This window comes from Erythrobacter longus, assembly GCF_000715015.1.
In the GTDB taxonomy this organism is placed as follows: Bacteria; Pseudomonadota; Alphaproteobacteria; order Sphingomonadales; family Sphingomonadaceae; genus Erythrobacter; species Erythrobacter longus.
Genome location: NZ_JMIW01000001.1, coordinates 1,215,336 through 1,227,835 on the forward strand (window position 1 = coordinate 1,215,336; position 12,500 = coordinate 1,227,835).

The 12,500-nt window shown below is 59.0% G+C and carries 11 protein-coding genes; 8 read left to right on the forward strand and 3 right to left on the reverse strand.

The window, feature by feature from the left end; all coding sequences use genetic code 11:
- Positions 1-56: 56 nt before the first annotated feature.
- Together EH31_RS05715 and EH31_RS05720 are read right to left on the reverse strand one after the other, a co-directional pair.
- Entirely contained in the window at positions 57-833 is a 777-nt protein-coding gene (locus tag EH31_RS05715; RefSeq protein WP_206742012.1) for a MipA/OmpV family protein, read from the reverse strand.
- 279 nt (positions 834-1,112) lie between these two features.
- Positions 1,113-1,712: a DUF2585 family protein gene (locus tag EH31_RS05720; RefSeq protein WP_034958587.1), complete on the reverse strand. Its 600-nt coding sequence runs from the start codon at positions 1,710-1,712 to the stop codon at positions 1,113-1,115.
- 103 nt (positions 1,713-1,815) lie between these two features.
- Between EH31_RS05720 and crtY the strand changes: the two genes are divergently transcribed.
- The 8 genes from crtY to EH31_RS05760 all read left to right on the forward strand — a co-directional run bounded on the left by crtY (position 1,816) and on the right by EH31_RS05760 (position 11,204).
- On the forward strand, positions 1,816-3,120 hold the full coding sequence (crtY, locus tag EH31_RS05725; RefSeq protein WP_034958591.1) for a lycopene beta-cyclase CrtY: 1,305 nt from the start codon (positions 1,816-1,818) through the stop codon (positions 3,118-3,120).
- The gene (locus EH31_RS05730; RefSeq protein WP_081853237.1) at positions 3,117-4,697 is read left to right on the forward strand and encodes a phytoene desaturase; all 1,581 of its coding nucleotides are present in this window, start codon (positions 3,117-3,119) and stop codon (positions 4,695-4,697) included. Before crtY ends, EH31_RS05730 begins: the two co-directional genes overlap by 4 nt.
- A 6-nt stretch (positions 4,698-4,703) precedes the next feature.
- Complete coding sequence (locus tag EH31_RS05735; RefSeq protein ID WP_034958593.1) at positions 4,704-5,255, forward strand: hypothetical protein; 552 nt, start codon at positions 4,704-4,706, stop codon at positions 5,253-5,255.
- Positions 5,252-5,833 carry an LOG family protein gene (locus EH31_RS05740; protein WP_034958595.1) on the forward strand — a complete coding sequence of 194 codons (582 nt, stop codon included), beginning with the start codon at positions 5,252-5,254 and terminating at the stop codon, positions 5,831-5,833. Before EH31_RS05735 ends, EH31_RS05740 begins: the two co-directional genes overlap by 4 nt.
- Positions 5,834-5,942: 109 nt before the next feature.
- A complete protein-coding gene (locus EH31_RS05745) occupies positions 5,943-6,890 on the forward strand; it encodes a phytoene/squalene synthase family protein (protein WP_034958596.1) in 948 nt (315 codons plus the stop codon).
- Between the two features lie 161 nt (positions 6,891-7,051).
- Positions 7,052-7,570, forward strand: a complete 519-nt coding sequence (locus EH31_RS05750) for a hypothetical protein (protein WP_152553466.1) — start codon at positions 7,052-7,054, stop codon at positions 7,568-7,570.
- A complete protein-coding gene (locus EH31_RS05755) occupies positions 7,570-9,456 on the forward strand; it encodes an acetyl/propionyl/methylcrotonyl-CoA carboxylase subunit alpha (protein WP_034958599.1) in 1,887 nt (628 codons plus the stop codon). The genes EH31_RS05750 and EH31_RS05755 overlap by 1 nt, the downstream gene beginning before the upstream one ends.
- A 197-nt stretch (positions 9,457-9,653) precedes the next feature.
- Entirely contained in the window at positions 9,654-11,204 is a 1,551-nt protein-coding gene (locus EH31_RS05760; RefSeq protein WP_034958602.1) for an acyl-CoA carboxylase subunit beta, read from the forward strand.
- On the opposite strand, the gene EH31_RS05765 is transcribed toward EH31_RS05760, so the two are convergent.
- A complete protein-coding gene (locus tag EH31_RS05765) occupies positions 11,201-12,445 on the reverse strand; it encodes a multidrug effflux MFS transporter (RefSeq protein WP_034959115.1) in 1,245 nt (414 codons plus the stop codon). The genes EH31_RS05760 and EH31_RS05765 overlap by 4 nt on opposite strands.
- Positions 12,446-12,500: the final 55 nt, after the last annotated feature.

Sequence of the window (12,500 nt, forward strand, 5' to 3'; positions counted from 1 at the left end):
GTTCTCTCTCGCGCCAGTGATGGAACGCAAGCGACCGTCTGGCAAGGGGTCAGACTTTAGAAAGTGTAAGCAACCCCGATGCCGCCAAACAATTGGTTGGGCGTGCCGCGCACCGATGTGAAAGGCGTGTCGGCTGCATCACCTACAAGGCGCGAATATCCGACAATGCCGTAAATGCCAAAACCGCCGTTCAAGGCATTACCGTCCAGATCATAAGTGCCAATTGCGGTGAGGCCGAGCGATTCAATACCGCCATCTGCGGTAAATTGCGCGAGCCCCGTGGCCGCGCTTTGCGCAGGCGTCACTGTGTAATAATAATCGGCATAGCTATCATCGACTATGCTAACGCTTGCGCCAAGTTGCAGGCTGGCTGCGCGGCCTATGGGCGTGAAATAGCCGACGCTGGGTGAGATAATCATCCCGTCGTGCGCGCCAAGCACATCCCATGTCACCTGCGTAGAGACGCTGATCCGGTCGCGCGGGCGAAAGACGCTTGGGAAGGAGACACCGCCGCTTGCCCCCACTTCAAGTGCGGTGTCGAGCCGTTCGGCAAGCTCGACCACGTCGTCCTGTATCTGGTTGGCACGGTCATTGCGGAAACGAAATGATGGCCCAAAGGAAAAAGTCGGGTCTTGGGAATCTGTAGGAGGGCCCGCAGGCAGGTCTTGGGTCAGAAAATTGAGGGTAAATCCCGGACCATTGGGGCTGATCCCGATACCGCCCACGCGCCCGACCACCAGTGGAAGCGGGAAAAGGCGATAGTCGTCTGAGCCCGAGTAGCTTGGTACGAGCCCCACCCCGATGCCGACAGTGGCCCATGTTTCGTCGAACACGGGCTTTTCAAAGGGCGGTCGTTCCCCGCCAGCTCCCGGTGCAACTCCGGGCGGTGGGCCAGCCTGCCCTTGCGGCGCTTCACTATCTAAGGCCGCGCTTTCTGAAGGCTCACCTTCATTCGCGGAAAGTGGGCTCGCGATCGCTCCAACCAAAGCAATTGCTGCAAATTTTCGATATGTTTGACCTGATCGCATGGGGGAACTCCGTTTTGCCCACACAACCTTTTGGATGTGATGGGGTTCCCCCGATACGGTGGCCGGCCTTTACCTAGGCTGTACTTAAGCGCCGCCCGCGCCCGCTGCCTGCCACTGCGCAATAGCATCAATCGGGAACAGCAGCATGATAACCGTCAGCGTCAGCCCGTCGCGCACCACCCATGCTGCCAGCACCTCAAGCACGATTGCACCAACAATCGTCACCTTCACCGGCAATCGCATCGCAAGGTAAAACCCGAAGGCCATCCAGCCGATATCGGCAAAGGAATTGAGCACACTATCGCCTGAATATCCCCAATTGGCGGTGACAGAGCGGAACCGGTCGATCACCATCGGTGTGTTTTCCAGAACTTCCCAAGCGGCCTCTAGGAACACGGCCAGCGGCAGTCCCCATTTGACCGCGCCTTCGCCGCCAATCTTCCATTTGGCGAACAACAACCACCCAAACGCATAAAAAATCGGTCCGTGGATGATGTGGCTGGGGGTGTACCAATCGGCGATATACTGGCTGTTGCCCATCGAATTGATATCGCCATGCCACAGCTTCACATATCCGCATTCACAGATCGGCGGGCGGTTCATGCCAAGCAGGATACCAACGGTCGCCAGTGCGATAATGATGGAGACGATAATCGTCATCCGGGTCGGTTTGAGTAATGCCATGCGCAAAATCCTGAATCAAAAGCGGTAAACGCGCAAGAGTATTCGAGGAATACCCACTGTAGCGTTGCCCCCACACTGCGTGTGTCCTAGGGCCTTTACGCAGATGAGCGACTCAGAAATCGATAGCGTCCCCAATGACGATAGTTGCGACTGCGCAATCGTTGGCGGCGGACTTGCTGGCGGGTTGATTGCGCTTGCGCTCCAACGTGCGCGGCCCGAATTTCGCATCCGCGTGATCGAGGCAGGGCGCACCATCGGCGGCAATCACCGGTGGAGCTGGTTTGACAGCGACCTCTCCGACGCCGGCCGTGCGCTACTTGCCGACTTTCGCCAGACCGATTGGGAGGGCGGATACGAGGTGCGCTTTCCCAAATATCGCCGCAAGCTGAAGACCGCCTATCGCTCGATGGCATCGACCGATTTCCACGAAGGGCTTTTGCGCGCTCTGCCCGAAGGATCGGTAATCCTGGGGCGCAAAGCGGTGGGTTTGGACGCGCGCGGCGTGGATTTGGCGCCGTCGCAATATGGCCCCGCAACCCGCATCAACGCGCGCAGTGTCATCGACTGCCGCAGCTTCAAACCAAGCGCGCATCTCAAGGGCGGCTGGCAGGTGTTTCTTGGCCGACATATGCGGCTGCAAGAACCGCACGGGGTGGAAAATCCGGTCATCATGGACGCAACCGTCGACCAGCTTGCGCCGCACGGTAATGGCGGTTCATACCGGTTCGTCTATGTTCTTCCCTTGGGAAGCCACGATGTCTTTATCGAAGACACCTATTACGCCGATGACCCGCTGCTTGACCGCAATGCCTTGTCGGGCCGGATAGACCAATATGCCCGCGCAAACGGTTGGGAGAACGGCACGCCCGTTCATCACGAAGCAGGCGTCTTGCCGGTCCTGACGGGCGGCGATTTTTCCGCCTATCAGGACGAAGTGCGCATTCCCGGCGTTGCCATTGCGGGCGCGCGCGGCGGGTTTACCCATCCGCTGACCAGCTACACCATGTGCGTCGCGGTCGAAAACGCGCTTGCCATGGCCGAGCAACCTGACCTCTCGGGCGAGCAATTGGCGGCCTTTTTTGACAGCCGCGCACGCCGCCATTGGTCAAAGACGGGATACTACCGGCTGCTTGCGCGTTTCTTGTTCTTCGCGGCCAAGCCGGAGAAGCGCGTCAAGGTGTTCCAACGCTTTTACGGACTTCGCGAAGGGTTGATCGAGCGGTTCTATGCCGCGCGCTCAAACACCTTCGATAAGGTGCGCGTCCTATGGGGGGAGCCCCCCGTAGCTATACACTCGGCCATCCTGGCCATGTTCAAATCGGGTCCGGCGCTCAAGTCGGAAAAATCCGACAGGGGGGTCGCTCAGGCGGCGCTCGATGAAGAATTGCAAACGGAGAAAAGGCCATGAACGCCGATCAAAACATCGCTCCAGGGCTCGACTTTGCGCCAGCCAATACTGGCGAGCGCGGCATTAATCCGGTGATCGCCGAAAAATACAAAGGCCGCACCGCCTGTGTGATCGGTTCCGGTTTTGGCGGCTTGGCGCTAGCACTGCGGCTGCAATCGCATGGCATTCAAACGACCATCGTCGAAGCGCGCGACAAGCCCGGTGGCCGCGCCTATTTCTGGGAAAAAGACGGCTTTACCTTCGATGCTGGCCCCACGGTCATCACCGACCCGCCGTGTTTGAAAGAACTGTGGGAGCTGACCGGCCACGACATTTCCGAAGATGTCGAGCTGATGAAGGTTCACCCTTTCTACCGCCTCAACTGGCCCGATGGCACAAACTTCGATTATTCGAACGTTGATGAGGAATTGAACGCCGAAATCGCGAAGCTCAATCCTGACGATGTGATCGGCTATCAAAAATTCCTCGAATATTCGGCGCGCGTGCACGAGGAAGGCTATGTGAAGCTTGGCACGGTGCCGTTCCTCGATTTCAAGTCGATGCTGAAAGCCGCCCCTGCCCTTGTTAAAGAGCGCGCATGGCGCAGCGTTTACGATATGGTCTCAAGCTACATCAAGGATGAGCGCCTGCGCGAAGCGTTCAGCTTCCACACGCTGCTTGTCGGCGGCTCGCCGATGAAGACCAGCGCCATTTATGCGTTGATCCACAAGCTTGAAAAAGACGGCGGTGTCTGGTGGGCGCGCGGCGGGACCAACCGGTTGATCGCCGGAATGGTGCGCCATTTTGAACGCCTCGGCGGCACGATGCGCATCGGCGATCCGGTGGTTCAGGTCCACACCCAAGGGACCAAAGCGACCGAGGTTGAAACGAAGAGCGGTTGGAAAGAGCGCTTTGACGCGGTGTGTTCAAACGCCGACATCATGCACTCTTACAAGGAACTTCTGGGCGAATCCGACCGTGGCAGAAAATACGCTAAGTCATTGGCTCGCAAAAGCTATTCGCCTTCGCTATTCGTCGTACACTTTGGGCTTGAGGGGTCGTGGCCCGGTATTGCCCACCACATGATCCTGTTTGGCCCACGTTACAAGGAACTGGTCGACGACATCTACAAGCACGGCGTTCTGCCGCAGGATTTTTCGATCTATCTTCACCACCCGACCGTCACCGACCCATCGATGGCGCCCAAGGGCATGAGCACATTCTACGCGCTTGTCCCCGTCGCCCACCTTGGCAAGATGCCGATTGATTGGGACGTCGAAGGACCCAAGTTTGAAAAGGCGATTTTGGACGAGATCGGTCGCCGCCTGATCCCCGACATCCACGACCGGATCGTCACCAAATTCAGCTACGCACCAAAGGACTTTCAGGCAGACCTCAACGCCCATATGGGCAGCGCGTTCAGCCTTGAGCCGGTCCTGTGGCAAAGCGCCTACATGCGCGGCCACAACCGCGACGATGTGATCGACAATTTCTACCTCGTGGGCGCAGGGACACACCCGGGCGCTGGTATCCCCGGAGTGGTCGGTAGCGCGAAGGCAACGGCGGGGCTGATGCTTGAAGATCTGTCGGTCAAATAATCGGGTATGATGTCCCTTTTACTCGCCGCCCAGCTCGCTGCGACAGTCGCAAATCTGTCGCACACGGTGGCGACGCCGGAAAATCAGAGCGAAAGTTCGCAAGCGTTGGAAGAGCCGGCGAACGGCAGCGCTTTGCTCACCGCTACCCTTGCGCTGCCTCTCTCTGAGCTTGCCGATGAAAGTCACATCCACGAATGGGATGTGATCGAGCATATCAAAAAGTCCAGAGAGGAAGTCGTGCTGCTCGACCGGGCTGACCAACCTGATTACGTCGGCGACGATAAGACCTTTGCAACCGTCCTCATGCGCGGTGCTGAAATGGATCGCAGCGGGCAGCTCTATTTCATTGACGCTCGTATGGCGATTGACTGTGATCGTGTCAGCTATGCTCTCGTCGCCATTTCCAAACCGGTCATTGGTGAAGACTGGACAAAAAATATCAAAAAGCCCTTTGGCGAATTTGAGCCACTGGACAATGATCCCAGAGATGAGGACATTAAGGCTGCGGTTTTCAAACATGTTTGCGGCCCGCAATGGAGTTACACACCCCAACAATGAAACGTCTCGCTGTTTACTGCGGTTCGGCCACGCCCGAAGACCCGCGCTATATGGAACTCGCCGCGCAAGTAGGCAAAGCCCTCGCCGAACGGGGCATCGGCACCGTTTATGGCGGCGGGCGGCTGGGCCTTATGGGCGCGGTTGCGAAAGGCGCGCTTGATGCGGGCGGCGAGGTGATCGGGGTCATCCCCGAAGCGCTCGCCAATTCCGAGGTTGCCAATCACGATTGCAATGAACTCATCACCGTTTCGGGCATGCATGAACGCAAACAGCGCTTCACCGACCTCTCCGATGGGTTCGTAACCCTGCCCGGCGGCGTGGGCACTATGGACGAATTGTGGGAAGCGATGAGCTGGGCGCAGCTTGGCTATCATTCAGACCCCGTGGGCCTCCTCAACGCCTTTGGCTTTTATGATGAGCTGATCGCGTTCAACCAGAGAATGTCCGATGTCGGCTTTGTACGGCCGGTGCACTCCGGCATCCTTGTGCACGCGCAAACAATCGATGATCTGATCGAAAAAATGAAAGCTTACGAACCCCACACTCCGATCTTTCGGATGAAGGCGGATGATTTGTGAGCACCAACCTCTTTCGTCACCCCGGCGAAGGCCGGGGTCCAGATAACCGTTGTGTTCCTCGCAAACGTCGGCTGGATTCCGGCCTTCGCCGGAATGACGAGAAACAAGAATGGTGAACCCCGAAAGACGCGCTGAATTGGTCGCCCACGCTAGGGCAACGATCAAACACGGCTCGCAGAGCTTCTCTGCCGCATCGCAATTGTTCGATAGCAAAACGCGAGAGCGCGCATGGCTGCTCTATGCCTGGTGCCGCCAATGCGATGATATTGCCGACAATCAGGTGCTTGGCGGGGAACTGGGCGATCAATCCGACTTGGACGAGCGCCTCGCCCATATCCGCCGGCTCACGGCCCTTGCTTTCGAGGGCAAGCCCACCGGCGACCCGGCCTTCGACGCACTGGGAGTGGTGGCCGAAGAATGCGGCCTCACTCCCGCCATGGCCGAGGACGTGATCGCCGGTTTCGCCCTTGATGCCGACGATTGGAGGCCGCGCACCGAAGCCGATATGATGCGCTATTGCTACCACGTGGCGGGGGCCGTTGGTGTGATGATGGCGGTGGTCATGGGCGTAGACCCCGAGGATCAGGACACACTCGACCGCGCCAACGATTTGGGGCTAGCCTTCCAGCTCTCCAACATAGCCCGCGATATCGTGGAGGATGATGCTGCCGGACGCTGCTATCTCCCCATCAACTGGCTGGTCGAACAGGATATTGAGCCGGGCCAACACACAAAACCCCACCACCGCGAGGAACTTGCCGAAATGGCTGCGCGCCTTGTGGCCCTCGTCGAGAAACACGAGGCCGCCGCGCGAGTGGGCGCAGAACGCCTCCCCTTCCGCAGCCGCTGGGCCGTGCTCGCCGCCGCGCGCATTTACGGCGCAATCGGGCGCAAGGTCCGCGACCGAGGCACCGAGGCATGGAACAGCCGCACCTTCGTACCCCGCTGGGAAAAAGCGCTCTACGGCATGCGCGCCTTTCTCTCCGCTGCGATCAACCGCGAAAAGCATCCCGACGGGGAGATCACATGGGGCATCAAGGATTTTAGGCCTGCTTAGTGCACACCGTCATCAGTGCCAAAGAAACGTCATCCTGAACTTGTTTCAGGACAACCCCATCGGCCTCGCGCCGCCATAAAGGGTTATCCCGGATCAAGTCCGGGATGACGAATGAGGCAAATAGTTTCCAATGTAATAAAGTTGCGCTAGTCCCTTCGCTCATGAGAGGACTTCTGACACTTGCAGCCGCGCCGTTCCTATTGGGGGCCACACCCGCCCTTGAAGGCGATCACCAATCAGAAGCGGAAAATGCGGTAAAGCTGGCTGTAAACGGCTTTATGAATGCGATCGCGAGCGACGATAAAACCGACATTGCGGGCCATATGATTCCGCAAGCGATGATTTTCGTCCACAACAGGATGGACCCTGACAACCCGCGCGTCGATCACCTGCCGGTTGCCATGCACCTTGAAAACTGGGCTAAGCGCGATGCGCGCTATATCGAGGACATGGCATTTACCAGCGTGCTGATTGACGGGGATATGGCGCACGCATGGGGCCCCTATTCCTTTTGGGTGAATTACGAGCTTTCCCATTGCGGGATCAATTCGCTAAGCCTTGTGCGCACTGTCGAGGGCTGGAAGATTGCCAACACGAGCTTCACGATGGAGCGCCCGAGCGAGTGCGAAAGGCTTGGCGTTCCGGGCTTTCCCGTCGAAGAAATCAGAGACGACCAGTAATGATCAAAAAACTCCTTATCGCCAACCGGGGCGAGATTGCCTGCCGGATTATGCGCACCTGCCGCGAGATGGGCATTGCGACGGTTGCGGTCTATTCCGATGCGGATGCCAAGGCGCTGCACACCCGCTCTGCCGATGAGGCGGTGCATATTGGGCCCTCGCCGGCGGCTGAAAGCTACCTTGTGGGCGCAAAGATCATTGCCGCTGCCAAGGAGACAGGCGCAGAGGCGATACATCCGGGCTATGGCTTCCTTTCAGAAAACGCAGACTTTGCGCGAGCCGTGATTGAGGCGGGGCTCATTTGGGTGGGGCCAAAGCCGGAAAGCATTGAGGCGATGGGCCTTAAGGATGCCGCTAAAGAGCGCATGATTGCAGCAGGCGTTCCGGTGACACCGGGCTATCTTGGCGAAGACCAATCATTGGACCGCCTCTCCGCTGAGGCCGAGAAAATTGGTTATCCTGTGCTGATCAAAGCGGTCGCAGGCGGCGGCGGTAAGGGAATGCGCAAGGTCGACAACCCTGCGGATTTCGCGGCCTCCCTAGAAAGCTGTCAGCGCGAAGCCAAGGCGAGCTTTGGCAATGATGAAGTCCTGCTCGAGAAATGGATCACTTCGCCTCGCCATATCGAAGTGCAGGTCTTCGGCGATAGCCACGGCAATGTCGTCCACCTGTTCGAGCGCGATTGCTCGCTCCAGCGCCGCCACCAGAAGGTGATCGAAGAGGCCCCTGCGCCGGGCATGGACGAGGCCACCCGCGAGGAAATCTGCCAAGCCGCCGTGCGCGCTGCCAAAGCGGTAGACTATGAGGGCGCAGGGACAATCGAATTCATCGCTGATGCCAGCGAAGGGCTCCGGGCTGACCGCATCTTCTTTATGGAGATGAACACCAGGCTCCAGGTCGAACACCCCGTCACCGAAGAGATCACCGGCGTAGATTTGGTCGAGTGGCAGCTAAGGGTGGCCAGCGGCGAGCCGATCCCGCTGAAGCAGGACGAGCTCTCCATCAACGGATGGGCGATTGAGGCGCGGCTCTACGCGGAGGACCCGGCGAAGGGGTTTTTGCCGAGTACGGGGCGGTTGGAACACCTCTCAATCGAAGGAGACCGGGTGGATACTGGCGTCGAGGAAGGTGATGAAATCTCACCCTTCTATGACCCTATGGTCGCCAAATTGATAAGCTGGGGTGAGGATCGTGAGGAAGCTATTGAGGACCTGCTCGATGCTTGTCTCGACGTTGAAATCGAACCTGTTCGAACCAACGCGTGGTTTCTTGCGCGCCTCCTGGCAGAGACATCTTTTAGGGTCGGCGACCTCAGCACAGGCTTCATCGGCGAACATCAGGAAAGACTGATCAATCCGCCGGTAGCATCGCTGGCATTACTTGAGTCGGCCGCTGACGATTTAGTGACTGAGCACCATCCAGCGGACGGCAGTCTTATGCTCCAGTCAATACGAGGATTGCGTCTCAACCGCGAACCAAATCACGAGGTGAGGTTGCGGGTTGATGGCGAGGCTCAAACCGTTGAGCTTAGCGATAACGAGGTCTGGAACGGATATCGTCGCACAATAGTCAAGGACGGCGATGTTCGGACATTCTTCGAAGACGGTGCAGCTTTCAGGATAACTTCTGACCGAGAGGATGGCACAGGCTCCGCCTCCGCAGCCGACGGCGCGATCCTCGCGCCCATGCCGGGCAAGGTCATCGCTGTGGATGTGGCCGAGGGCGACCAAGTCACCGCTGGGCAGCGGTTGATGGTGTTGGAGGCGATGAAGATGGAGCATGCTCTCACCGCGCCCTTTGATGGGACGGTTACGGGGCTCGAGGCTTCCCAAGGCGGGCAAGTGCAGGTCGAAGCGGTGCTTTGTGTGGTGGAGCCTGCGGAATAGGCCCACCCCCAACCCCTCCCGCAAGCGGGAGGGGAGCGAGACTTGCCAGCTTGCTGGCTTAGCCGCAGCGGGGTGGGATGCTCTCACCACCAGCCACATTCGTCACCCCAGCGAAAGCTGGGGTCTCAGGCAATCTCGCACCACCCCGCCCTAGATCCCAGCTTTCGCTGGGATGACGGTTTGCCTATGGGTGGGACATGACCTGGGAAAAAGAACTCGAAGAACTACGCCGCCGCGAGGCGCTGGCCGAAGAAATGGGCGGGGCGGACAAGGTCGCGCGCCAACATTCTCGCGGGAAGATGGATGCGCGCGCGCGGCTTGATGCGATTTGCGACCCCGGCTCTTTTCGCGAGATTGGCAAGATCGCTGGCAAGGGCCACTATGACGAAAACGGCGACCTTGCAGGCCTTACCCCCGCCCCCTTCCTTTTCGGCAAGGCGACAGTAAACGGTCGCCCCGTTGTTGCCACCGCAGATGACTTCACCATTCGCGGGGGCGCAGCGGATGCTGGCATCAGGCGCAAGATGGTGCAGGCCGAGCAGATGGCGCATGAGCTAAAGCTCCCCATCATCAAGATGGTCGACGGCACCGGCGGCGGGGGCAGCGTCAAAACACTCGAGCAAATCGGCGCGACCTACATTCCGGCGGTTCCCGGCTGGGGCGATACGGTCAAGAACCTCGACACCGTGCCCGTGGTGGCTCTGGCGCTTGGCCCAACCGCTGGCCTTGGCGCGGCGCGGATAGCGGCAAGCCACTATTCGATCATGGTGCGCGGGCTTTCGCAATTGTTTGCCGCTGGCCCTGCCGTGGTCGATGGCCTGGGCGAGGCTTACAAGAGCGCTGAGGACCACCAACAGGCCAAGGAAGAGCTCGGCGGCGTCGACATTCACACCCGCAACGGCGTGGTCGATGATGAGGTGGCGAGCGAGGAAGAGGCGTTCGCAAGGGCGCGCTATTTCCTTTCCTTTATGCCCGAACACGTGGGCCAGCACGCGCGCCGCGTGGAACCCACGGACCCCGCAGACCGGCGCGAGGAAGCGTTGCTTTCCCTCGTCCCGCGCGAGGACAAGCAGGTGTATTCCATGCGCCGCGCGATGGATTTGATCCTTGATAAAGGCACCGTGTTTGAGATCGGCAAGAACTGGGGCCGCGCGGCGATCACCGCGCTTGCCCGGCTCGATGGTTGGCCCGTGGCCGTGGTCGCGAGCGATCCCAGCTATCTGGGTGGCTCATGGGAAGCAAAAACGAGCGAAAAGGTCGAACGCTTCGTGCGTCTCGCCGATCAATTTCGCCTGCCGATTGTGCATCTGGTCGACAACCCCGGCTTTATGATCGGGCGCGAGGCGGAGATGGCGGGGACGATCCGCTACGGAGTCCAAGCGATGAACGCGATCTACCGCGCCACCGTGCCGCTCGCCAGCGTGGTCATGCGCCGCGCTTACGGTATTGCAGGGAGCGCCATGAGCAATGCGGATTTGTACCAATATCGCTATTGCTGGCCGTCCGGCGATTGGGGGAGCCTGCCTATCGCTGGTGGTTTGGAAGTCGCGTATAAGTCCGAAATTGCCGCGTCCGATGACCCCGAGGCAGAACTTGCCAGGATCAAGGAACGCCTCAACAAGGTCACCTCGCCTTTCCGCTCAGCAGAACTCTTCAACGTCGAGGACATCATCGACCCGCGCGACACGCGGCCTCTCTTGTGCGAATATGCCAATCTCGCCTGGCGCAAGCTTAAGGCCGACGGCTAGCCATTGGGGCGGGTGAACAGCTTGCCCTTTTCGCTGAAAAGCACGATGCAAAGCGTCATTATCGAGCACACGACCATCGCCGTTGCCAATGGGAACGCCGTGCCGTCGTAAGCAGCGCCGATAAGCGCTCCGAGAGCGCCCCCTGCGGTCATGCGCAAAGCGGTGTGGATTGAACTTGCCGCGCCTGCGATATGGAAGAACGGCTGCATTGCGATGGACGAGAAATTCGCGCCCACAAAACCCAGCATCGCCATATTGATGCTCAACAGCGGGAGAAACTCCCACACGGTCTGCTGCCCATCGCTCGCCGACCACATTTGCAGGCTTGCAGAGACGATAAAGGCAAACAGCGCGGCGTGGCTCACCCGGCGCGCGCCAAAGCGTTCAACGATGCGCGAATTGAGGAAGTTGGCGAGCACCATGCCAAGAACGCAGCCGCCAAAGATAAACGCGAAATAATCGCCCATTCCAAAGCTTTCAGCGATCAATTGCTGCGAGGAATTGAGGAAGCCAAAAAGCGACCCAAAGACGAGCGATGAGCCGATCACATAGCCAATTGCGCTGCGATTTGAGAGCGCCTGAGCCATATTGCGCGCGATCGCTCCGGGGCGGATGGGCTGCGCATTTTCAGGCGCAAGTGTCTCCGGCATCCGGAAATAGGCCCAGGCGCCAACGCCGATGCCCATAAACGCCATAAAGCCAAAAATCGCCTTCCATCCAGCGACCATCAAGATCACCTGTCCAATGGCAGGCGCGATCAGTGGGACGACGAGGAACGTCATCATGATAAGGCTCATCAGCTTTGCCATCTTGTCGCCGCCCACCTGATCGCGCACGACCGCTGCGGGAAGCACACTGAGGCCAGCGGTGCACAAACCTTGGGTGAAGCGCATGATCAAAAGGCTTTGGAAATCAGGCACAAACATACACGCAAGCGAGAACCCGATGTAGGTCACAAGCGATATGAACAAGATGGGCCGGCGTCCAAATCGGTCCGCCAAGGCTCCGGGGAAAAGCGCCCCGATCCCTGCGCCAAGGAAATAGATCCCGATCACCAGCTGGCGGTCATTGCCTTGCGCTGACAGGTCGCGCGCAATATCGCCAAGCGCTGGCAGCATCGCGTCAATGCCAAACGCCTGGAGGCTCATCAGCATCGCCATCAGCACGATCAATTCGCGCTGACCCAGCGGCCTTTGCTCAGGTCTGGCAGGACCAGAATGGGATGGGATCGACGCGGACATGCTGCGCCTTTGCACACTCACGACAAGGATGGCCACAGATTGTTTCGCATATGCA

What these genes read in the sequence shown, in the direction of transcription:
- EH31_RS05730 (WP_081853237.1), top strand. Translation starts at nt 3,117, where the DNA reads ATGAACGCCGATCAAAACATCGCTCCAGGGCTCGACTTTGCGCCAGCC.
- crtY (WP_034958591.1), top strand. Translation starts at nt 1,816, where the DNA reads ATGAGCGACTCAGAAATCGATAGCGTCCCCAATGACGATAGTTGCGAC.
- EH31_RS05740 (WP_034958595.1), top strand. Translation starts at nt 5,252, where the DNA reads ATGAAACGTCTCGCTGTTTACTGCGGTTCGGCCACGCCCGAAGACCCG.
- EH31_RS05765 (WP_034959115.1), bottom strand. Translation starts at nt 12,445, where the DNA reads ATGTCCGCGTCGATCCCATCCCATTCTGGTCCTGCCAGACCTGAGCAA.
- EH31_RS05755 (WP_034958599.1), top strand. Translation starts at nt 7,570, where the DNA reads ATGATCAAAAAACTCCTTATCGCCAACCGGGGCGAGATTGCCTGCCGG.
- EH31_RS05750 (WP_152553466.1), top strand. Translation starts at nt 7,052, where the DNA reads ATGAGAGGACTTCTGACACTTGCAGCCGCGCCGTTCCTATTGGGGGCC.
- EH31_RS05760 (WP_034958602.1), top strand. Translation starts at nt 9,654, where the DNA reads ATGACCTGGGAAAAAGAACTCGAAGAACTACGCCGCCGCGAGGCGCTG.
- EH31_RS05735 (WP_034958593.1), top strand. Translation starts at nt 4,704, where the DNA reads ATGATGTCCCTTTTACTCGCCGCCCAGCTCGCTGCGACAGTCGCAAAT.
- EH31_RS05745 (WP_034958596.1), top strand. Translation starts at nt 5,943, where the DNA reads ATGGTGAACCCCGAAAGACGCGCTGAATTGGTCGCCCACGCTAGGGCA.
- EH31_RS05720 (WP_034958587.1), bottom strand. Translation starts at nt 1,712, where the DNA reads ATGGCATTACTCAAACCGACCCGGATGACGATTATCGTCTCCATCATT.